14 protein-coding genes and 1 riboswitch are annotated in these 22,046 nt (G+C 52.6%); of the genes, 7 read left to right on the top strand and 7 right to left on the bottom strand.

The window, feature by feature from the left end; all coding sequences use genetic code 11:
* Positions 1–633 precede the first annotated feature (633 nt).
* The 3 genes from thrB to Q6A92_RS02910 are packed head-to-tail and all read right to left on the bottom strand — an operon-like array spanning position 634 to position 3,885.
* Positions 634–1,539: a homoserine kinase gene (thrB, locus tag Q6A92_RS02920; protein ID WP_332236978.1), complete on the bottom strand. Its 906-nt coding sequence runs from the start codon at positions 1,537–1,539 to the stop codon at positions 634–636.
* On the bottom strand, positions 1,536–2,594 hold the full coding sequence (gene thrC / locus Q6A92_RS02915) for a threonine synthase (RefSeq protein WP_332236977.1): 1,059 nt from the start codon (positions 2,592–2,594) through the stop codon (positions 1,536–1,538). Before thrC ends, thrB begins: the two co-directional genes overlap by 4 nt.
* 4 nt (positions 2,595–2,598) lie before the next feature.
* The gene (locus Q6A92_RS02910; RefSeq protein WP_443029674.1) at positions 2,599–3,885 is read right to left on the bottom strand and encodes a homoserine dehydrogenase; all 1,287 of its coding nucleotides are present in this window, start codon (positions 3,883–3,885) and stop codon (positions 2,599–2,601) included.
* 692 nt (positions 3,886–4,577) lie between these two features.
* On the opposite strand from Q6A92_RS02910, the gene Q6A92_RS02905 reads away from it, so the two are divergent.
* The gene (locus Q6A92_RS02905; protein WP_274397800.1) at positions 4,578–5,117 is read left to right on the top strand and encodes an acetolactate synthase small subunit; all 540 of its coding nucleotides are present in this window, start codon (positions 4,578–4,580) and stop codon (positions 5,115–5,117) included.
* Positions 5,118–5,125: 8 nt separating this feature from the next.
* Here the strand turns inward: Q6A92_RS02905 and Q6A92_RS02900 are convergent, their stop codons facing one another.
* Together Q6A92_RS02900 and Q6A92_RS02895 are read right to left on the bottom strand one after the other, a co-directional pair.
* Positions 5,126–5,689 carry a hypothetical protein gene (locus Q6A92_RS02900; protein WP_332236976.1) on the bottom strand — a complete coding sequence of 188 codons (564 nt, stop codon included), beginning with the start codon at positions 5,687–5,689 and terminating at the stop codon, positions 5,126–5,128.
* Between the two features lie 2 nt (positions 5,690–5,691).
* Positions 5,692–8,745 (bottom strand): DEAD/DEAH box helicase, encoded by a 3,054-nt coding sequence (locus tag Q6A92_RS02895; RefSeq protein ID WP_332236975.1) that lies wholly within the window; start codon positions 8,743–8,745, stop codon positions 5,692–5,694.
* Positions 8,746–9,096: 351 nt separating this feature from the next.
* On the opposite strand from Q6A92_RS02895, the gene Q6A92_RS02890 reads away from it, so the two are divergent.
* The 3 genes from Q6A92_RS02890 to lipA all read left to right on the top strand — a co-directional run bounded on the left by Q6A92_RS02890 (position 9,097) and on the right by lipA (position 11,552).
* A complete protein-coding gene (locus tag Q6A92_RS02890) occupies positions 9,097–9,600 on the top strand; it encodes a hypothetical protein (RefSeq protein ID WP_332236973.1) in 504 nt (167 codons plus the stop codon).
* Between the two features lie 224 nt (positions 9,601–9,824).
* On the top strand, positions 9,825–10,589 hold the full coding sequence (locus Q6A92_RS02885; protein ID WP_332236988.1) for a lipoate--protein ligase family protein: 765 nt from the start codon (positions 9,825–9,827) through the stop codon (positions 10,587–10,589).
* Between the two features lie 33 nt (positions 10,590–10,622).
* The gene (gene lipA / locus Q6A92_RS02880; RefSeq protein WP_332236972.1) at positions 10,623–11,552 is read left to right on the top strand and encodes a lipoyl synthase; all 930 of its coding nucleotides are present in this window, start codon (positions 10,623–10,625) and stop codon (positions 11,550–11,552) included.
* Between the two features lie 208 nt (positions 11,553–11,760).
* Here the strand turns inward: lipA and Q6A92_RS02875 are convergent, their stop codons facing one another.
* The gene (locus Q6A92_RS02875) at positions 11,761–12,666 is read right to left on the bottom strand and encodes a LysR family transcriptional regulator (protein ID WP_274397794.1); all 906 of its coding nucleotides are present in this window, start codon (positions 12,664–12,666) and stop codon (positions 11,761–11,763) included.
* 191 nt (positions 12,667–12,857) lie between these two features.
* On the opposite strand from Q6A92_RS02875, the gene gltB reads away from it, so the two are divergent.
* The gene (gene gltB / locus Q6A92_RS02870) at positions 12,858–17,411 is read left to right on the top strand and encodes a glutamate synthase large subunit (protein ID WP_332236971.1); all 4,554 of its coding nucleotides are present in this window, start codon (positions 12,858–12,860) and stop codon (positions 17,409–17,411) included.
* A 53-nt stretch (positions 17,412–17,464) separates the two neighbouring features.
* Positions 17,465–18,934: a glutamate synthase subunit beta gene (locus tag Q6A92_RS02865; RefSeq protein WP_332236970.1), complete on the top strand. Its 1,470-nt coding sequence runs from the start codon at positions 17,465–17,467 to the stop codon at positions 18,932–18,934.
* A 1,329-nt stretch (positions 18,935–20,263) separates the two neighbouring features.
* On the opposite strand, the gene Q6A92_RS02860 is transcribed toward Q6A92_RS02865, so the two are convergent.
* A complete protein-coding gene (locus tag Q6A92_RS02860) occupies positions 20,264–21,394 on the bottom strand; it encodes a vitamin B12 independent methionine synthase (protein ID WP_332236969.1) in 1,131 nt (376 codons plus the stop codon).
* 89 nt (positions 21,395–21,483) lie between these two features.
* Between Q6A92_RS02860 and Q6A92_RS02855 the strand changes: the two genes are divergently transcribed.
* Positions 21,484–21,732 (top strand): hypothetical protein, encoded by a 249-nt coding sequence (locus Q6A92_RS02855; protein WP_332236968.1) that lies wholly within the window; start codon positions 21,484–21,486, stop codon positions 21,730–21,732.
* Positions 21,733–21,785: 53 nt separating this feature from the next.
* Positions 21,786–21,898, bottom strand: a riboswitch (SAM riboswitch).
* Positions 21,899–22,046: the final 148 nt, after the last annotated feature.

Raw genomic sequence — 22,046 nt, 5'->3', positions numbered from 1 at the left:
GAATGGGGCTGAAGTCGCACCGAATCGAGGGGAAGCCGCACCGAATCAGAGCGGTCGCACCAAACCGGGCTGAACCCGCACCAAATCGAGGGGAACTCGCACCGAATGGGGCTGAACTCGCACCGAATCAAGGGGAAGCCGCACCGAACCAGAGGGGTCGCACCCAATTGGGCTAGAGTCGCACCGAATGGGGCTGAACTCGCACCAAATCGAGGGGAACTCGCACTGAATCAGAGCGGTCGCACCGAATTGGGCTAGAGCCGCACCGAATGGGGCTGAAGTCGCACCGAATCGAGGGGAAGCCGCACCGAATCAGGCTGAAGTCGCACCGAACCAGAGGGGTCGCACCCAATTGGGCTAGAGCCGCACCGAATGGGGCTGAAGCCGCACCGAATCACGAAAAAAATCAGCCGAAATTCAAATCGAATCCGGCTGAGTCGGCATGACAAAAAAATTCATCCATTTCATACTTTTCTAGATCTTTTTTTCCTATCGATTTTATACACTGGCCGACGCTGCTGTAGCATCATTCGTTCTCAGTAAGGGATTCTTTGCCTGGTAATCAACTTTTTTATAGATACAAGGAGCGGGATTCCTTCACTCGTGTAAAATACGGCGGGTTTCGGCGCCGGGTCAGCTCAGGGAGGAAACACGGACTTGTACGCCTTCCCTGACCGGGCTGAGAATCGTGCACTCGTCTTCCGGGAAAGCAGAGGACAGGCTGGCCCGAACGGCTGCGCTCTTTGTTTTAGGCGTGAGAGACATGAGCGCTGGGCCGGCTCCGCTGAGAAAGGTTCCGTAGGCGCCCGCTTCACGCGCCAGGCACGAAATCTTCTCCAGGTTGGGAATCAGGGGGGCTCTGTACGGCTGATGAAAGCGGTCTCTTTCCATCATTTTTCCGGCAAGCACTCCGTTACCGGTAAGCAGAGCACAAATCAGCACGTTGGCAATGCTGCTGCCTTCTATGGCATCTCTGAAGGCGAGCGAGGACGGGAGCACGTTGCGGGCATCGCTTGTTTTCAGTTCATAGCTCGGTATGAGCGCTACGAAGTCGAACTCGGGGGCAGAGAGTCTTGCACTGTGCACGCCGGTTTCCGATTGGGTCGATACGACCAGTCCGCCGAACAGAGAAGCTGTGACGTTATCGGGATGGCCTTCGATCTTACAGGCAATCCAGGCCTTTTCTTCGATCGAAAGGCGGAGATCAAGAAGAAAATCGGCAAGCTCGATACCCGCTATAATGGCCGCGCCGCTGCTGCCCAGACCCCGCGCGATCGGAATATCGCTGCGGACGTCGACCGAGTAGGGCGGCAATATGCCGCGGCGGCTTTCCGCAACCCGCTTCGCTGTCAGATAAATAAGGTTGTCGCTGAGCCGGGGCTGAAACTCCGGCTGAGCCAGATAGTGAAACTGCCATTCATCTGCCTGCCTTGCGTTCAGGACCAGAAATCTATTTAATGCGAGACCGATTGAATCGAAACCGGGGCCGAGATTGGCCGTGCTGCCGGGTACCCTGATCTGAAATGCAGAAGGATTCATTTGGCCACCTGCTGAAGATGTGCAACAACTGCATTTTTTTCCGCACCGATCACTGTCGGTTCAATGGACAGCGTGTCCATTGCCGTTGATGGGTCTTTCAGGCCGTTTCCGGTCAGAATACAGACAATTTTCGATCCCCTTCGTATTTTCCCGGCCTTGATGTGTTTAATCAGGCCTGCAATCGAAGCACACGATGCAGGCTCGGCGAAGACTCCTTCCGTGCGCGCGATCAATTTATAAGCATCGAGAATCTGTTCGTCGGTTACATAATCGATTTCACCGTGCGATTCTTTTTCCGCGGCAACAGCCAGTTTCCAGCTGGCCGGGTTGCCGATCCGGATGGCGGTAGCGATCGTTTCCGGATGCTCGATCACTTTGTTTTTAACAATTGCAGCCGCTCCCTCGGCTTCAAAGCCGTGAATTTCGGGCGGCGCAATCTGCCTGTTATCTCTCAGTTCCTTAAACCCTTTCCAGTAAGCAGAAATATTGCCGGCGTTTCCGACAGGGATGCAAAGCACGTCCGGAGCGGATCCGAGCTGTTCGACGATTTCGTAAGCACCTGTTTTCTGGCCTTCAAGCCGGTAAGGATTGATTGAATTGACAATGGTAAGGCCGGAATGGGCGCCTGTGTAGCGGACAATGTCCAGTGCCTGATCAAAGTTGCCGTTGACTTCAAAAATTTTTGCGCCGTACATAACGGACTGCGCCAGCTTTCCAAGCGCAATCTTTCCCTTCGGAATAACGATGATGCAGTCCATACCGGCCCGTGCGCTGTATGCAGCCGCCGATGCCGATGTATTGCCGGTCGACGCACAGATGACCCCCGTGCTGCCGTCTTCCTTTGCTTTGGCGACGGCAAGAAACATTCCTCGGTCTTTGAAGCTTCCGGTCGGATTCAATCCTTCAAATTTGACGCGGATGTCGCAGTCCAGATGTCCGGAAAGCCGGTCCAGCGGAATCAGCGGAGTGTTCCCTTCGAGCAGAGTCAGATGCGGCGTTTGATCTGTGACAGGCAGTATGTCCCGATATTTTTCCATGAGTCCTTTCCAAACCATACGTTCAGCCCCTTTCAACACGAAAATATTTGGCATTCAGAACAACTTCAAATCTTTTAAGCATCTCAAACGACTTTTCAAAGAGAACTTTTTTAGTTCTGTGGGTGACGATTGAGATTTCAGCGATATCCTGTCCGAGCACCGGCTCCTGATAAAGTTTTTCAAGGTTAATATCCTGTTCTTTGAACAGGTCGGTCAGTTTGGAGAACGAGCCGGGCTTGTCCTTCATATGCAGCCGGACGAAAAACTGGCTCTCAATCAGGCTGTCTTTTCTGGGATGCATTTCTTTTTTCGGCACGAAAATGTGATGCCCTGTGACGCCGAGCGCCATATTCCGGATCACCGAAAGCAGGTCGGACACGACGGAGACCGCCGTCGGTCCTTCGCCTGCGCCAGGGCCGTAAAACATCGTTTCACCGACCGCCGATCCGTACACATAAATGGCGTTGTTTTCATTCTCAACAGCTGCCAGAGGATGCGCCGCCGGCAGCAGGGTCGGCTCCACCCGGACATCGATATCGCCGTTGCTGACCTCGGCAATGCCGACAAGCTTAATTGTGTAGCCAAGTTTCTGGGCATAAACGATGTCCTCACGGGTTACATTGGTGATGCCCTTGATTTTCACATCTTCCAGCCTGACGGGAATGGAGTAGGCAAGGCGGCTGAGAATCACCATTTTTCTTGCGGCGTCCAGTCCTTCGACATCCGAGGTGGGGTCGGCTTCCGCGAAGCCGAGCCTTTGGGCGGAGGCCAGGGATTTTTCGTATGACAGTCCCTCATGGCTCATTTTACTTAAAATATAGTTTGTTGTCCCATTGACGATCCCGATCATTTTCTGAATGCGGTCCGCCGCAAAGCTGTCCGTCAGAGCACGCAAAATCGGAATACCGCCGGCAACGCTTGCTTCGTAATAAAGATCGCAGCGGTTTTTCTTTGCTTCGAGCAAAAGTTCTTCGCCGTACTCCGCCATCAGATCCTTGTTTGCCGTAACCACATTTTTTTTATTTTTCAGTGCGCGAAGGATGTAACGATATGCCTGATCGATGCCTCCGATCAGTTCAATGACGATGTCGATTTCGGGATTGTCGAGGATCTCATAGACATCGGTTGTCAGTTTTCGGCTGTCGATCAGAACTTTTCTCGGCCGATTCTTGTTTCGGACGAGTATTTTTTCCAAATGAATGGTACAGCCGGTCCGTTCTTCAAGCCTTTTTCTTTCTTTGGTCAGCAGGCGGACCACCCCTGTGCCGACCGTTCCGAAACCAAGCAAGCCGATGGACACCTTATCCAACGCGATCACTCTCCCGTCACTTTCCCAATGTGTTTATTGAATTTGCGGATCCCGCAGTTCCGGTAATACGGACAAAACGATCCGAAAATAAAAACCGTCCGCGGCATTTTCTTTTCATCCGTGCAAAAAATTCAAATATCTTTATGTAACTGACATTATAACCCGAAGAATAGGCGACAACAAGCAGATTTTTGTTTAAAGAACGGCCGGACCGGATCAAAGCGAGAGGACAGGCCGGTCCGGCCGGCCGTTCAAAATTTAAAAAGTCAAAAATATTGGGTAAAAGTCTTGACCGCTGCCGGAAAATGCGTTACGATAACTTCCAACCTCTTCAAAAGGTGGAACAATGACACACTGAAAAAGTGATGACGGGGAATTGTGATGGCAGCGTTGGCTTGAAGAGAGCCGGGAATGATGGGAACCTGGCAGTCCGCACATTAACGAACCACCCCTGAGTGCCTGTCTGAATAAAGTAGGGCCGGCCAAGTGCCTGTCACTTGTTACAAAAAAGACTGTTCATCCCGTGATACAGCCGCAGAGCCGATGTTTGCGAGGACATCGGGAAGCCGGGTGGAACGTGAAAAGAGAACCTTTTCGCCCCTGCATGATTGCTGCTTTTTTTCAGCAGCGTGCAGGACGAAAAGGTTTTTTTGATGTGCCTGTGAAAATAACAGACAGCGAGGTGGAAATCGATGAGAAGCAGAATCCGTGCTCATTTTTCCAATTTGGCGACTTTATATGAGCGGCTGGCGTTGCTGCTTTCCGATCGGAAAATCAACGTGGAGAATGTGACGGTGACAGCTGCGGAAAAACACGGCGGTGCCGTTGCCGTCATTGAGGCGGATGCTGACCGATGCGGATCGGAACTTGCCCGGATCCGTTCCGGATATTTTGAGGGGGCCGCGGTTGAAGAGGAAAGGCCGGCCGCCGCTGAAAAGGAACTGGCCGTGATCAGGATCGCGGCAAGGCCGCTTTGGCTCTATGAAAGAAAAGCACCGGACGAAACGCTCCGCCTTTCACTGAGGGATGATGGATCAGGCGGGACGCTCATTACAGCCGAAGGCCGGCCGGACCGCATCGACGTTCTGATTGAGAAATTGTTCCAATACGGGATCAGGAGCATGTCGCGGACAAGGATCGACGGAGAAGAGAACGGGGAGCGGCGGATCGGGCCTTTTGCTCTTGCCGGCGGCGGAAACGGTGCTGCAGGCGGCAGACCGGCCGGCGGCTGACGGATGTCTCATGTCGTCCGGCCGCGCATCTCCCGCATTACCCGGGTGGCTATCCGGCTGACTTCTTTCTGCAGATCCGGACGCAGCTGAAGGCTGTCAACGTTAAATTCGGCAAAAGACGCAGCCTTCTCTTTTGAAAGTTTGCGGAAGAGCGCCAGCTTTCTGCCGTAATCCCGCTCGGCTTTCTCGGCGAGAAGCGACGGGGACTCCAGGTTCTTTTTATCAAGTTCGCTGATCCAGTAAACGATCGCAGCCGCGACATGGGCACAGGGCATCTTATCGGATTCACAGGTACAGCGCATGGCCAGGTTACCCGGGGGATCCGGGAGAAAGCATTCCGGGCCGACGGACTGATTCAATGCGTTGATCCAGGTGACGCCCACTTGAAAAAAGGCGAGCTGCCGGTCTTCAACGCTTGCATGAATACCTGTCGGTGTAGCGCGGTAATCCCAGACATGGCTGTTCCGGAAAAGTTCGATTCCGCGTTCGATTTCGTTCGGCCGGCCGTTCCCGGCAAAACGGCCGAACCATTCGGAGAGTGCCGAACTGTGCAGAGTCAATGATTGGGCCATATTTAAACGACTCCCTCCCTCAATTTGATTAAGTCGAAAATCTCTTTGTCCGTCATTTCGGTCAGCCAGGCATCGCTTTGTCCGAGAATTTGTCTCTGCAGCTCTTTTTTACGTTCAATCAGCTGATCGATCCTTTCTTCGAGGGTGCCTTCGCAGATCAGCTTATAAACATGGACGTTTCTGTTTTGTCCGATTCTGTATGCCCGGTCTGTTGCCTGCTCCTCGACCGCCGGGTTCCACCAGCGGTCATAGTGGATAACATAGCCGGCCTCCGTCAGATTAATACCGACTCCGCCTGCTTTGAGCGACAGAATAAACAATGTTTTTTCACGCCTGCCTGACTGAAAACGCCGGATCATGTTTTCGCGCTGCTCGGCGCTCAGGCTGCCGTTAAGGAAGAGAACTGTGGCATCCGGATAACGGTTTTTGACCTTTTCAAGAAGCAATTTTCCCATCTGAACATACTGGGTGAATACGAGCACCTTTTCGTTGCTGCTGAAAAGCGGATCAAGCAAGTCGAAAAAGAGCTGCAGCTTGCCCGATTTTTTGCCGCCTGATTCCTGGTCAAGTACAAGCGCCGGATGGTCGCAGATCTGTTTGAGCTTTGTCAGTGTCGAAAGGATCAGCCCTTTTCGCCGGATGCCTTCCGCCGTTCCGACATTTCTGGCCAGACGGTTGACGAATGACTGATAAAGCGAAGCCTGATCTTTGCTTAAAAAACACGTTTTTTTAGTTTCGATTTTATCAGGAAGGTCACGGATGATTCTTTTATCGGTTTTCTCGCGCCGCAGCAGAAACGGCTGAATAATTTTGGTCAGCTGCCCGGCCTTCGAACCGTTGTTTTTTTTCTCAACGGGCCGGATAAACTGTCTGCGAAAATGCTCAAGTGAGCCGAGGTAGCCCGGATTAAGAAAATCCATGATTGACCAAAGTTCTTCGAGCCGGTTTTCAATCGGTGTACCGGTAAGGACAAGACGGTGGGCGGTCTGAATCGGCCGCAGCGCCTGTGTTTTCTGGGCGTGCGGATTCTTGATTGCCTGCGCTTCGTCGAGAATCACGCTCTTCCAGTAAATCTGTCTGAGCTGAGGGGCTTCCCTTGTAAAAATGGCATAACTCGTAATCATGACATCTGCCTGCTTCAACCGGCCGATAAGCGCGTCGCCGTGCAGCCGCGATCCGCCGTGATGAGCGTAAATGTTCAGAAGCGGGGCGAAAATACGGAATTCATGCTTCCAGTTGGAAACAAGCGATGTCGGGCAGACAATCAGCGAGGGCCCTTCAAAAGCGATATCGCCGGGAAGCGGATCGGCCGGCTGTGCTCTGCAGTAATCCAGGTAGGCGATCGCCTGAACGGTTTTGCCAAGTCCCATGTCGTCGGCCAGGCACCCGCCGACATGGCGGTGGCGCAGGCTGACGAGCCAGGCGTAGCCTTTTTCCTGATAGGGGCGCAGCCGTCCCCGGAATCCTTCGGGCAGCGCAATATTTTTGACCGGTTTCTTCAGAAGCCGGCTTAGATAATCATCCAATGAGGAGTCCAGATGAACGGTTATCTTTCTGTTCCGTTTCCGGAGGCGTGCGGCCTGGAGACGAAGAGCGCCGGCCACGCTTGGCTTCTTGTCGAAAAGATCGATCGTTTCGCCCATTTCTTCATAGGCTTTCATCATCTGTTTCATCGGCAGATGGATCCATTCGCTTCCGTGGCGGATAAAAGACTGGTTTTCTTTGACGAGGCGCATGAAATCGCCGGCACTGAGCCTGATATCCCCGATTGCGATCCTCCAGTCGTAATTAATCAGCGAAGCAAGGCTGAACAGGGAATCCTGATGACCGCTGTCCTGTCCGATCATCAGATCGACAGCAACGGACCGGGAGGCAGAACGGATATTCAGACCGTCCGGAAAAACCAGATCGATGGATGCAGAAGCAAGCGCGTCTTTACACTGAAAGAGATCGGAAACTTCGGCCGAAGTCAAATATCCGCGGGCACCGAGGAGCTGAAGCACATCGGCCGGAATCCGCCCTTTTAAAGATTTCAGCTGATTGTCGAACCAGCTGCTGTTCTGCAAGGGCTGAATCGACTGTTCCAGGCTTCTGAGCGGCCGTTCGAGCTGCCGGCCGTTTTGCCAGCCCCGGATGGCGGGCTCGCAGTCCCATAGGGAGTCCGGTGAAAATAGCTGATCGGAATCGACGGGTTCGAGAAGAATCAGTGCCCTTTCAGGTGCAAAATATGTTTCCTGCTGCTTTTTCCTGTAGTCGAGAAGTGCCCTGTTCCATGCCTGTTCTGTTGCGGCGGGGCGTACCCAGCCGGCTGTCTCTTTCTCCAAAAGATCGAGTTCCTTTATTTGATCCGGATCGTCTGAAACAATCCACGGTTTTCCGAAATGGCTGAACGGAAACTCCGTCGCCAGCCGCTTTTCGAATGAAGAAGATTTCAGTGCGCCGGCGGCATTCGGAAAAAGGACGCCCGACGGCACAAGATCCGCAGATGCGTCGCGGATCAGCGTGTTTGTCCAGAAGATGACAATCAGGTACAGCCACTGCCGGACTTTCTCGTCCTGAAGATCGGCCAGTGACAGTGCAAGGCGGGGCAGGCGGCTGAGCCAGTCGGTGAACAGTCCGCTCTGAACGATCAGCTTCGCGTCCGGCATCCACTCACAGAAATAACATCGTTCGTGATTTCCTCGTTCGAGATGATAGAAATAGGGATAGAAGTGCCCCCTGTCTAATAAAATTTGAACGGCGTCGGAAATCTGGCTGAACCACTGGAACGTTTTTCCGGGAAGAATCTCTCCGGATCGGTCCTCAAGCCTGCCGTCCCTCATGATCTGAAACGCACTGCTCATCGTCATGATTATACCGGAGACGGCCGCCTTCCCGCTTCCTGTGATGAATCCGGCCTGAGAGGGGAAGAAGCGGTAAGGCGAACGGTCGCCCAGCCATGACGGTGCGTGGGATGCAAAGGGCAGAGGTTCTCCGTTTTTATCGGTCAGCCATAGATAGAAATTCCAGCCGTTTTCGATGTGCGGCACAAAAGTCATCTGAAGATAGCCATTCATCATACAGATCTCCTTTTTCAGAGAAAGGTAAAGATAAAAGATGGAATTCCGAACGGTTGGTGCAGGAGGACGGCTGCCCGTATCAGCAGCGGATAAGACAATTTAAGTCAGTATGAACCCCGTATCCATTAAAATTACCTATCTTATTAGTGTATCACAGCAGAAGCCCCGAAGAAAAGCATGCGGCGGTTATCAAAAATTTAATTATTGGCCCCGTCGGCCTGCTGAATTTTAATTAGAACGGACAAACGATTGTGCCGGCCCGGCAGAACCGGATGGATAATCGAAAAGATTTTCCGAAGCGTCGAATCGGAAGTTTTTCTTAAGGAGGCTTCATGGTTACTTTTATTCGTGATTCTTGATATGATAAAGGTCGATATTAAATTAAATGAGTATCCCACAACTCATGATCCGGCCGTACCCGGGTCATCAACCGCGCCGTTTATCAGCCATCGCAGGGGAGTTATCGGTCGTTGCGTGCCGTTTATCGGTCATTGCAAGGGGTTTATCGGTCGTTGCACACCGTTTATCGGTCACCGCAGGGAGTTATCGGCCGTTGCGCGCCGTTTATCGGTCACCGCAGGGGAGTTATCGGTCGTTACACGCCGTTTATCGGTCACCGCAGGGGAGTTATCGGTCGTTGCGCGCCGTTTGTTTATCGGTCATCGCAGGGAGTTATCGGTCGTTGCGTGCCGTTTATCGGTCATCACAGGGGAGTTATCGGTCGTTGCGCGCCGTTTATCGGTCACCGCAGGGAGTTATCGGCCATTACGCCCGGTTCCGCTGCACCTGATCTATCAAATTGTTAGAAAGTTTATTCATTGCAGAAAGGCTCATCTTCTTTCGAGTGAGTGACGGCATCAGGAAAAGTTGATCATCATCTGACAGCACAGCAGGAAAATGAGCTAAGGGATACTCATATTAAATTATTCATAAAGCATGCCGGACTGGAAATGATTCCTCAGCAGGACCGGCGATAATATGAAAACGTTGCCATAATTACGGGTACAGGGAAGTGAGTTTTAGTGGTTAAGCAGTGGCTTTTTCTGGATTCAGGGCAGCATACGCCGGCATACAATATGGCCCTCGATGAGTATCTGCTTCAGCGGGAAGCGGAAGGACGGAAACAGCCGATTCTTCGTTTTTACGGGTGGGATCCTCCGGGCCTTTCGATCGGTTATTTTCAGAAAACAGCGGGGCGCATCGACCGAAACGCGATCCGCGCCCGCGGTTTCCGGCTGGTGCGGCGGCTGACGGGAGGATTGGCGGTTCTGCATCATGATGAGCTGACGTACAGCGTGATTTTACCGGAGGATTATCCGGGGATGCCCGGATCCGTCGTCGGCGCTTATCGTGTGCTCTCTGCAGGATTGCTTGAAGGATTCCGGGCGCTCGGCCTGACGGCTGAACTGGCCATTCCGAAACAAAGTCATAGAACGTCTCATTCGCCTGTCTGTTTTGAGGAGGCTTCCTGGTATGAATTGGTCGTTGAGGGCCGCAAAGCCGCCGGAAGCGCTCAGACGAGACAGAAAGGCATGATTCTCCAGCACGGTTCGATCCCGCTTACGGTGGACGAAGATGAATTATTCGACTGTTTTCAATATGAGAACGAACGGATAAAAGAACGCGCGAAACGGGCCTTCGGCGGCAAGGCTGTTACGCTGGAACGCCTGGCAGGCCGCAAGGTGACGCTTGAGGAGGCCAAGCAGGCTTTTTACCGTGGATTTGAGCAGGGGCTGGGTGTGGAGCTTATCCGGACGGAACTTGATAAGGATGAGGAAGGCAAAGTCCTGGCGCTGGCTCAGTCAAAGTATGAATCGGACGAATGGAATTATTCGCGCTGACAGGCGATCCGGCACAAAAAGGGAGGACCAGATATGGGAAAACAGGGAGAATATTTAAGGAAACCGGACTGGCTTAAGATCAGAATTAACACCAACCAGGATTTCCGCGGAATCAAGCACCTCATACGCGATGAAAGGCTGCATACGGTCTGCGAGGAGGCAAAATGTCCGAACATTCACGAATGCTGGGCGGCGAGGCGGACGGCCACGTTTATGATTCTCGGCAACATCTGCACGCGCGGCTGCCGGTTCTGCGCAGTCCGGACCGGCCGGCCGACGGAACTTGATCTCAGAGAACCTGAACGGGTCGCCGATTCGGTCAAAAAAATGCAGCTGCGGCATGTGGTCGTGACCGCGGTCGCCCGCGATGATCTGAAGGACGGCGGCGCTTATGTATTTGCCGAAACAATCCGGGCGATTCGCCGGAAAGCTCCGTACTGCACGATCGAAGTGCTTCCTTCCGATATGAAAGGGGACGACAGCAGCATCCTCACATTAATGGACGCAAAACCCGATATTTTCGATCATAATATTGAAACGGTGCGCAGGCTGACCAAAAGGGTCCGCGCCATCGCGACTTATGACCGTTCCCTCGGCGTTCTGCGGCGTGTGAAGGAACTGAGCCCGAATACGCCGACTAAGTCCAGCATTATGGTCGGCCTTGGCGAAACAAAAGAAGAAATTCTTCAGGTAATGGATGACCTTCTCGCAAGTCATGTCGACATTATGACGATCGGCCAGTATCTTCAGCCGACCCGCAAGCATCTTGACGTTGTCCGTTATTACCGGCCCGAAGAGTTCGCTGAACTTCGGGAAATCGCTTTAGCGAAAGGGTTCAGGCATTGCGAAGCGGGTCCGCTTGTCCGGTCGTCTTATCACGCGGATGAACAGGTCGGGCCCGATTCACGCCGGCGTCACGACGAACTGATCAGAATGGAAACCCGTGCCGATACGAATCAATAATCGGAATCAAACCGAAAAAGCCGCTTCGCTTCCTGCTTAAGGAAACGGTCGGCTTTTTTTAACGGTATCGGGATATATGAAGCGCCTCCTGAGGCCTGTCCGGATAAGGCCGTCCCGCCCCCGCAGCGAAGGTCCGGCCTGCGCCGCGGCCAGGTTTTTTCGGCCGGCAGCATAGCATGGGCGGCAGAGAAAGTGACGCCGCGCGCCTTTATTGGCCGAATCGGTAGAGCCGATCGTAGAATTTGTCAACGTATCCTGAAAAAAGCTGCTCGGAAGGAGCGAGATCCCGCTCCCGGGGCCTGAGAATGCCGACAGCGCGCGATACTTTCGGAGAATCGAGAGGAACGGTGACTACTTCCGCGGGCAGGTTGTACGCGGCTGCATTCTCCGGCAGCAGCGCGATGCCGAAATCCGAAGCAACAAGCTCTTTGATCGTGTCCATGTCTTCGCCTTCGAAAACAATATTCGGTTCAAATCCGGCCTGACGGCACGCATTGCGGAAGAGCTCCTGAAGAGACAGTTTGCTGCGGAATGTGATAAAACGTTCTCTTTTCAGTTTACTCAGCGATACCGGTTCTCTGCCTGCCAGACGATGGTTTTTGGGAAGCAGCAGCACCATTTCCTCAGTATAAAGAATGGTGCTGCCGACGATCTCATGCTGTTTAGGCACCGGAGAAGCAAAAGCAAGATCGATATTTCCCTGTTCAATTAAATGAATGAGATAAGGAACCGTCCCCTGATGCAGCTGAAAATCAATGCCCGGATGCAGCCGGTGGAAATTCTGGAGGATGATCGGCAGCGTGTGAACGGATAGGCTCGTCGAAATGCCCAGCCGGATCAGCCCGACTTCCGGATTCAGATGTTCCTTGATTTTCTGCTGGGCTTTTTCGAATTCCAGGAGTCCGCGTTCCGCATGTTCCTGAAAGATCTTCCCCATCGCCGTCAGTTTGATGTTCCGGCCCTTGCGCGAAAATAAAGAAACACCCAGTTCGTCTTCCAGAAGCGCAATCTGGCGGCTGATTGCCGACTGGGCCACATGCAAAGCTTCCGCCGCCTGCGTAATATGTTCTCTTTTTGCTGCTTCAATAAAATACTCTATTTGCCGCAATTCCATCTTTTCAGGCTCCATTCATCTCAAAACGAGATGTATATGTTCTTAATTATATATTGTAAAGATTGATAAAGAAAGTGTAAAATATAATTACCATACTTTTCGGAAAAAAGAAGAGAGACACATAAAAAATATTTTCTGAAAAGTTGAACAGTTGTGATGCGTGATTGCGAACAGAAGGAAGGATGAGGTTTATGATTAAGAATAGTCAAAAAAAAGATGAGGAGGCCGAGGGCCTTTACCGTCCGGAATTCGAACACGATTCATGCGGAATCGGCCTTTATGCGGATATTAAAGGCCGTGCATCGAACGAGATTGTCAGAACAGCTCTTGAAATGCTGGCGAGGCTGGATCACCGGGCCGGTAAGGCGGCGGACGGGAAAACCGGTGACGGCGCAGGGATACTGATGCAAGTACCGGATCGTTTTTTCCACTCGGTTTGTCCGTTTCCTCTGCCGCCTGCCGGCCACTACGGCGTCGGCATGTTTTTTCTCCCGCAGGACCGTTCCCGCAGGCTGGTTGCGATCGGTAAAATTAAAGCGTGTATTGCCGCCCGGAATCTGCGCCTTTACGGCGAACGCGATGTGCCGGTTGCCGAAAATGAAATCAGCCCGCTGGCACGCAGCAAGGCACCGTTCATGTATCAGATGTTTATCGGCACAGCCAATCAGGATTCGGACCGCAAACTGGATCTGAAACTTTATATGCTCAGGAAAGCGATTGAGGCAAAACTCAAGGATGAAATTTATGTTGCCAGCCTTTCGAGCCAGACTCTTGTATATAAAGGCATGCTCCGTGCAAAAGAGGTTTCTGCATTTTATACAGACCTTCAAGATGAGCGTTTTATTTCATCCGTCGCTTTAGTGCATTCCCGCTACAGTACAAATACGTTTCCCAGCTGGGAACGGGCGCATCCTAACCGTATGATTGTTCATAACGGTGAAATTAATACAATCCGCGGGAACATGAGCTGGTTTGATGCAAAAGCAAAGCGCCTCTCGGGCGGACGTCTGCCCCGCATTATCGATCCTGAAGGAAGCGATTCCGCTATTTTCGATAATGTTCTCGAATTCCTGACCTACCGCGGTTTCTCTTTGCCTCATGCCGTGATGATGATGGTTCCGGAGCCATGGGAAGACAATCCGGAAATGCCGGAATATCTGAAAGATTTTTATGAATTTCACAGCAGGCTGATGGAACCGTGGGACGGCCCGATGGCACTCGGTTTCTGCAACGGAAAACAGATCGGAGCGATTCTCGATCGAAACGGGCTGCGTCCGGCCCGCTACTATATTACGAATGACGATAAGGTCGTTTTTTCTTCGGAAGTCGGCGTTACCGATCTGGCCGCCGGGAACATCCGGGAAAGATGCCACCTTAAGCCCGGACAGTTGCTGTTGATCGATACGGAAAAAGGGAGAATCATTCCCAGTGATGAATTAAAGGAAGAAATTTGTCATTCCGTCGATTATCATGAGCTGCTGCGGAAAACCGTTATTGAACTGAAAGGGGGCGGGCCGGAAACAGGAAAAGTTCCGGATTCCGTTCGCCTTTATCAGCAAAAGGTGCACGGCTACACTTACGAAGATGTGACCAAAACGATTCAGCCGATGGCGGAGGCCGGGAAAGAGCCGACCGGGTCGATGGGGAACGACACGCCGCTGGCCGTGCTCTCCAATAAACCGCAGCTGCTGTTTGATTATTTCAAACAATGGTTTTCCCAGGTTACGAATCCGCCGATTGACGCCATTCGCGAGGCCTGGGTCATGTCAAAGGTGACCTGGCTCGGGCCGCAGGTCAGCCTGCTCGATCCGACGAAGCATGTTTCGCCGCAGATTCGGCTGAATCATCCGATCCTTGACGGAAGAACCTTTCATGAACTTCAGCACCAGGGGCTGAAAGCCGAAACGGTCGATATTCTGTTCCCGGCCGCAAAAGGTAAAAAAGGTCTTGCGGAGGCCGTTAATCAGCTGATTCTTCAAGTTGACCAGCTGATTTATGACGGCACTTTGCTGATCGTGCTTTCGGATCGGTCTATGGATGAAAACAGACTGCCGATTCCTTCGCTCCTTGCCGTGAGTGCGCTGCACCACCACCTGATCGATCAGGGGACGCGAACCCGTGTCAGTCTCATTGTGGATTCCGGCGAACCGCGGGACAGCCACCAGGTCGCCATGCTTCTCGGCTATGGAGCGGATGCCATTCACCCTTACCTGGCTCTGGAAACGGTCCGCGCGCTGAAGGCCGCCGGACACCTGAAGATTTCTGCGGAAAAAGCAGAAGAAAATTATATTAAAGCGCTTGTCGGAGGAATTGTTAAAGTGATGTCCAAAGTCGGCATTTCTTCTGTTCAGAGCTATCGCGGAGCCCAGACATTTGAAGCGCTCGGTATTTCCAATGAAGTGATCGACAAGTATTTTAAGGGGACGGTCTCGCAGATCGGCGGGATCGGGCTGGACGAGATTGCGGTCGAGACGATGGCGCGCCACGGCCGGGCGACAGAAGAGCTGCGGCAGGGGCATATGAAGTCGCTCGATGCCGGCAGTACGCTCCAGTGGCGCCAGGGGGGCGAGCAGCACAGGATTGAACCGCTGATCGTTCATATGCTTCAGCAGGCGACAAGACGGAATGATTACGGACTTTATAAGGAATATGCGGAGATGGCCGACAACGCCCCCTTTTCGACCATTCGCAGCCTGCTGACTTTTGAGCGGGACCGCGAGCCGATTCCGATTGAAGAAGTTGAGCCGGTGGAGAGCCTGTTCAAACGTTTTAAAACCGGGGCGATGTCATACGGCTCCATCAGCAAAGAAGCACATGAGGCGCTGGCAATCGCCATGAACCGGATCGGCGGCAAGAGCAACAGCGGAGAAGGCGGCGAAGATCCGGAACGATTTATCCGCGACGAGAACGGCGACTGGCGCAGAAGTGCGATCAAGCAGGTGGCATCGGCCAGATTCGGCGTCACAAGCTACTATCTTTCGGAAGCGGCCGAGCTGCAGATCAAGATGGCTCAGGGGGCTAAGCCCGGAGAAGGCGGGCAGCTCCCGGCCGGAAAAGTCTACCCGTGGATCGCTCATACGCGCCGTGCGACTACGGGTGTCGGCCTGATTTCACCGCCGCCGCATCACGATATTTATTCCATTGAGGATCTTGCCCAGCTGATCTATGATCTGAAGTCGAGCAATCCGAAGGCAAGAATCAGTGTAAAACTGGTGGCCAAGGGCGGCGTCGGTACGATCGCTGCAGGCGTTGCCAAGGGGAGAGCCGACGTTATTCTGATCAGCGGCCATGACGGCGGCACCGGGGCAGCCTCAAAGACGAGCATCAAGCATGCCGGACTGCCATGGGAAATCGGCCTGGCGGAGGCCCATCAGACGTTAATGAAAAACGGGCTTCGCGATCGTGTGAGGCTGGAAACAGACGGTAAGCTGATGACGGGCCGCGATGTGCTGATTGCTGCCTGTCTCGGCGCCGAAGAGTTCGGATTCGCAACCGCACCGCTTGTTGCGCTCGGCTGTCTGATGATGCGCGCCTGCCATCTCGATTCCTGTCCGGTCGGCATCGCGACGCAGAATCCGCAGCTTCGCAAGAATTTTTCGGGAAGTCCGGATTACATTGTTCATTTTATGACATTCATTGCCCAGGATATTCGGGAACATTTGGCCGATCTGGGGTATCGCTCACTCGATGAGGTGATCGGCGAAGCCCATCTTCTCCGGATTAAGAAGGGGGTGCACGGCCATTGGAAAGCGCGCCGCCTGGATCTGTCGGATTTGCTTTACCAGGCTGAAAGCGATGTATCGAAACGGCATTTTGCCCGCGCCCAGGCTCACCATATGGAGAAACGGTTCGATGAGCGGAAGCTGATCTCCGCCTGCCTGCCGACGATTGAAAACAAGCAGCCGGTTCACCTGTCTTATAAACTGAAAAACTCCGACCGCACCGTAGGGACAACGCTCGGATACGTGATTTCAAAATCGACGGGCGGACGCGGCCTGCCGGAGGACACGATCAATCTTTCATTCACGGGCAGCGCGGGGCAGAGCTTTGCCTCATTCGTTCCAAGGGGCGTGACCATGGTGCTCACCGGTGATGCAAACGACTATGTCGGCAAGGGCCTGTCCGGAGGCAAAGTCATTATTAAGTCGGAAGAAGTTGTCGGCGTATCGACTGACTCTCAGGCAATGATCGGTAATGTTGCTTTCTTCGGCGCGACGGAAGGCGAAGCCTATATCCGCGGTACGGCCGGCGGGCGTTTCGCCGTTCGCAACAGCGGCGCAAATGCCGTGGTGGAGGGAGTCGGAGAAAACGGCTGTGAATATATGACGGGAGGCAAAGTCGTTATTCTCGGCCCGGTCGGCAGAAATTTTGCGGCCGGTATGTCCGGGGGAATCGCCTATATCCTGCCCGATCAACAGCCGGACCGGATTTTGGCGCACATTAATAAAGAACTGGTCAACATTGAACAAGTGACCGACCGCCAGGAGCAGGACGAAGTCTATACATTGGTTCATCATCATCTGGATTATACGGGCAGTCCGAAAGCCAAGCAGGTACTCCTGAACTGGGAAGAGGCGCTTAAACGGCTGATCAAGATCATCCCTCGCGACTATGAAGCGATTATCGCGCAGATCGGACAGTCGGAAGCGGACGGTCTGACCGAAGAACAGGCTGAGGAACAGGCTTTTAATTTGAAGAAGCAGGGCAAACTGGTTGTTTCCAAATCGGTCTATCAGCCAGTATAATGTTTGGATCGGTCACAGGCCCGGATAAATGATGAAAGGATGAAATGAAGACAATGGGACAATTCATGGGTTTCCTGAATATAGAGAGAAAAAATCAGAAAGAACGCAGCCCTTTAGAACGGACAGACGACTGGAACGAATACAAAGAAGCCATGACGGAAAAAGAGATCGGCGAACAGGCGGCCCGCTGCATGGACTGCGGCACTCCTTATTGCCAGATCGGGATGATAGTGAATCGGGGGACGAGCGGCTGTCCGATCCATAACCTGATTCCCGAATGGAACGATCTGGTCTATCGCGGCCTGTGGAAAGAAGCGTACGAGCGGCTGTCGAAAACCAATAATTTTCCCGAATTCACGTCTAAGGCCTGCCCCGCACCGTGCGAAGGCTCCTGCACGGCCGGTTTAGTCAGCGATCCTGTTTCAATCAAGTCGATAGAACGAGCGATCATTGACCGCGCGTTTGAAGAAGGATGGGTCGTTCCCAGGCCGCCGCTGCGCCGCACGGGAAAAAAGGTAGCGGTGGTCGGTTCGGGCCCCGCCGGTCTTGCCTGTGCCGATCAGCTGAATAAGATCGGACACGAGGTGGCGGTGTTTGAACGTTCGGACCGCCCCGGCGGCCTTTTGATGTACGGCATTCCAAGCATGAAAATTGAAAAGGATGTGGTGGACCGCCGCGTTCATCTGCTCGAAGAAGAAGGTGTCGTGTTCAAAACGGGTGTGAATGTCGGAAGGGACGTGACAGCCGCCGAGCTGAAAAACGATTTTGACGCCGTCGTTCTCTGCACGGGTTCGGGAAAACGCCGGGAGCTTCCGATTGAAGGCCGGGATTTGAAAGGAATCGCCCCGGCGATGAACTACCTGACTGTGAGCAATCGTCATCTTCTGTACGGCGAACCGCTGCCGCCGGATCTCAATGCCCGCGGGAAACGTGTCATCGTTATCGGCGGCGGCGATACCGGAGAGGACTGCGTGGCCACGGCGATCCGTCAAGGGTGCAGAAGCGTCGTCCAGTTCGGAAAACACGGCCGCCTGCCCGACCGGCGCACGGCGGGCAATCCGTGGCCGGAGCATCCGAATGTTTTCTCCGTTGATTATGCATATGAAGAAGCGGAAGAACTCTTCGGCAGGGATCCGCGTGAATATTATGTAGAAACGGAACGATTTACGGGCAATGAAGCCGGTCATGTAACGGGACTCACGACAGGTTCGTTTAAAAAGAACAGAGACGGCAGGGAGCAGAAGAAGTGGGACGCGGATCTTGTCCTGATCGCAATCGGTTTTCGCGGAGCCGAAGATCGGCTCTTTGATGATTTTGAGATTCAACGGGACCCGTCCGGACGCGTCATTCTCGCCGACGAACACAACTATCAGACAAGCCGGGAAGGAATTTTTGCGGCAGGGGATGCGCGCAGGGGCGCGACATTGATTGTCTGGGCGATAGAAGAAGGAAGAAAAGCCGCGGCTGCCGTCGATCTTTATCTGGACGATAAACAATCTCTGCTTAAAAGCCTGTTTAAATAACATGAAGCACTTTGCAAAAACGAGCTGGGGAGGCGCGCGGCCGAATCTGTGAAGATGCACCGGCAAGAGTCTTGATCCCTGCGGCCCGGAGCGATAAACTTTGAGCGGAGGATGCTTTCTATGCCCGGAATATATATCTAGCGGACGGCAATAGGATTCGGCTGAGCGTTCATATAGTTTGCGGACAGTGATCAATCCGGCTGAGCAGAGAGATTTTTCAGAAGGACGATATTTTCTGCCGGCGCCGATATATTTCTATGAAATGAAATAATCTTCAGGTGAGGGGCATGATTGCTCCTTTTTTATTTTTAATATTATTTCCTGCACGATCGGCAGCCGGCGTTGTTCATCGGGGGTGAGGCCCTGCAGCAAAGGCCGCGGGCTGATGTCCGGCCTCTGCCGTGACCTGAATAATCCGGAAAACAAAACGCTCATTCGCGCCGGAACTCGAAAATGGGCCCGCCGCATCTGAGCGTGTACATACCGGTTATAAGACTTCCGTCTGAATGATTTAACGGCGCGTGATTGGTTCCCTTTCTCTGATTTTCAGATCATCTGTTATCGGATGGATTGACATTGACGAATGAAAATGTGTACGCGTAAAGGCACGAATCAGCAGTCTTTCATTAAAATAAGCAGTCATTCCATGACCGGTGCACAGATTTGATGAAAAAAGTCTCCTGTCATAAAAATGAGCTGCCACGCGATAAAAAGAATCTGCGCACCCATGCCGAAACGCCGGGCAGTCGCACCGAATCAGGCCAGAGTCGCACCGAAACAGGTCTAGGTCGCACCGAATCACTGGAATGTCGCACCAAATCTTCAGTAAGTCGCACCGAATCAGGCCAGAGTTGCGCCGAATCTGGGCAGTCGCACCGAAACAGGTCTAGGTCGCACCGAATCGCCAAAATGTTGCACCGAATCACTGGAATGTCGCACCAAATCTTCAGTAAGTCGCACCGAATCAGGCCAGAGTCGCGCCGAATCTGGGCAGTCGCACCGAAACAGGTCTAGGTCGCACCGAATCGCCAAAATGTTGCGCCGAATCGGGCCAGAGTCGCGCCGAAATTCAAATTGAACCCGGCTGAAGTCAACACGACTAGAAATTCCTCCATTTTATATTCTTCCATCTCTTTATTTTATTCCTATCATTTTATTTTGATCGATTTGATGCATAGTCCGGTACTGTTGCGCATCAACATTCGCTCTCGGTAAAGGACTTGTTTGTTCAGTGATCAATTTTTTTGCAAATAAAAATTTATGTTGAAAAATGCTGTTTCTATAAACGAAAAGGGTTCGATCAGGCTTTTGTTAGTGACGGCAAATGAGTCAATCTGCTTCCGCCCAGACGTTCTTTGCGGTATCGACGACCAGCTTTAACTTGGCCCACTGCTGTGCTTCGGTTAATTGATTTCCCTCTTCAGTCGAGGCAAAACCGCATTGTGTCGACAGACAGAGATTGTCCAGCGGGACATATTCTGTTGCTTCCTTAATGCGCTTTTTCAGCAGCGCCTCAGATTCAAGTTCCGGAAATTTTGAAGTGACGAGGCCCAGCACTATTTTCTTGCCCGATTTCCCGGCAAAAATTTCCCTGAGCGGTGAAAAGTCTCCGGAACGTTCATTATCGTATTCCAGAAAGTAACCGTCGACATGAAGCCGGGACAGATATTCTGCCACAGGACCGTAACCGCCCGAGAACAAGAAGGTCGAGCGGAAGTTGCCGCGGCAGATATGGGTGGTAATCGTCAGATCTTCCGGCCGGCCTTTCAGCGCCTCGTTGATCACGGTCACGGCGTCCTCTGACAATTGTTCATATTTCGCTTTCTCACCAGCATCTTTCGCACGGATGATCTGGTTGATCAGAAAAGCCCAGGTTGTATCGTCAAGCTGTAAATAACGACAGCCCAAATCGTAAAAATGTTGGATTGTCTCCCGGTATGCGGCTGCCAGATCGTTCAGAAAGTCTGCGCGGGAATGATAAAAATTGACTGCCTCATCATCGCGATGATCGCGGAAATAGAGCGTCGGGCTGGGGATTGTCTGCTTTGCGAGGATTCCTTCCGGAACGATGCTTTTCAGAAAGCTGAAGGCGGCAAAAAACGGGTGATCGGGATTATATGAAACTTTGTCGATAAAACGGACATTGGTGTCGCGTGTTTTAGCGCCTTTAAACTTGTAGCTTTTGTTCTGTGAGTACGTCTCGACGCCGTTCAGTCCGGCAAGAAAATCCAGATGCCACCAGCTGCGGCGAAATTCGCCGTCCGTAACGGCTTTCAGTCCCAGATCGATTTGCCTGTTCACGATGTTTCTAATCTCTTCATTTTCTGTTTCGGTCAATGCTGCCCGATTAATCTCTCCTGACGCAAATTTTTCCCGTGCGGATTTTAATGCCGCCGGTCTTAGCAGGCTTCCTACCTGGTCGAATCTGAAAGGTGCTTTTTTGGCTGTGATAACGGTCATTTCTTTTCCCCCTAAAAGTGTTTTTCTATGAATGAAACATAGTTGCCAAGTTGATGATTTTTTCCACTGGCCGCTGCGGATCGGTGCCCGTGGCTCCGGATCCGAAAAAAAGCGGTTTGCTGCCGATTACCGGCTTTTCGGCGGATTTGGCAGGAAGCGATCAGGCGCATCGGGGCCGTTGCGAAGGATCGCAGCGGCATCCGGCCGTCCCTACGCGCGGCTGCCCGCTTCTCCTGCCTGTCCTGAAGGACCCGCGTCAGGTTTTCGAGGCTCTGTACAAGCAGCACCCGCCTGAAAGTCCGCTGCCTGTACTACTGAATAAGCGCCATTTTGCCTGATTGCAAAATAAAAAGCCTTCTCCGGGAAGAAGAAGGCTGTATGCTCAGGTCTCTTCTTATCCCTCAGCCGCTTGGCTGCAGCTGCTGGGATTAGCACCTTGTCGCTTATATTACGACGGTTGCTGAAGTGTCATCGGGCCAGTCCCTCGACTTCTCTTGATAAGAAAATAAATGATCCATTTATTCGGTTGTTTATGAGTGTACGACAAACGGACGTTTTTTTCAAGCTTTTTTTTGAAGATTTAAAACATCCGATCTTACTTAATCGAGAAGCGCTGCAATTAAATGGCGTGGAGCCTTCCTCATTTCTCCTG

The sequence above is a fragment of the Sporolactobacillus sp. KGMB 08714 genome (assembly GCF_036598985.1).
GTDB lineage: Bacteria > Bacillota > Bacilli > Bacillales > Sporolactobacillaceae > Sporolactobacillus.
Note: the sequence above shows the minus strand (reverse complement) of the source record. Positions and strands in the feature narration are given on the sequence as shown.

Excerpts from the sequence above, each read along its gene's own strand:
- thrB (WP_332236978.1), bottom strand. The coding sequence starts at position 1,539 with ATGAATCCTTCTGCATTTCAGATCAGGGTACCCGGCAGCACGGCCAAT.
- thrC (WP_332236977.1), bottom strand. The coding sequence starts at position 2,594 with ATGGTTTGGAAAGGACTCATGGAAAAATATCGGGACATACTGCCTGTC.
- Q6A92_RS02905 (WP_274397800.1), top strand. The coding sequence starts at position 4,578 with ATGAGAAGCAGAATCCGTGCTCATTTTTCCAATTTGGCGACTTTATAT.
- Q6A92_RS02900 (WP_332236976.1), bottom strand. The coding sequence starts at position 5,689 with ATGGCCCAATCATTGACTCTGCACAGTTCGGCACTCTCCGAATGGTTC.
- Q6A92_RS02895 (WP_332236975.1), bottom strand. The coding sequence starts at position 8,745 with ATGAATGGCTATCTTCAGATGACTTTTGTGCCGCACATCGAAAACGGC.
- Q6A92_RS02885 (WP_332236988.1), top strand. The coding sequence starts at position 9,825 with ATGGCCCTCGATGAGTATCTGCTTCAGCGGGAAGCGGAAGGACGGAAA.
- lipA (WP_332236972.1), top strand. The coding sequence starts at position 10,623 with ATGGGAAAACAGGGAGAATATTTAAGGAAACCGGACTGGCTTAAGATC.
- Q6A92_RS02875 (WP_274397794.1), bottom strand. The coding sequence starts at position 12,666 with ATGGAATTGCGGCAAATAGAGTATTTTATTGAAGCAGCAAAAAGAGAA.
- gltB (WP_332236971.1), top strand. The coding sequence starts at position 12,858 with ATGATTAAGAATAGTCAAAAAAAAGATGAGGAGGCCGAGGGCCTTTAC.
- Q6A92_RS02865 (WP_332236970.1), top strand. The coding sequence starts at position 17,465 with ATGGGACAATTCATGGGTTTCCTGAATATAGAGAGAAAAAATCAGAAA.
- Q6A92_RS02860 (WP_332236969.1), bottom strand. The coding sequence starts at position 21,394 with ATGACCGTTATCACAGCCAAAAAAGCACCTTTCAGATTCGACCAGGTA.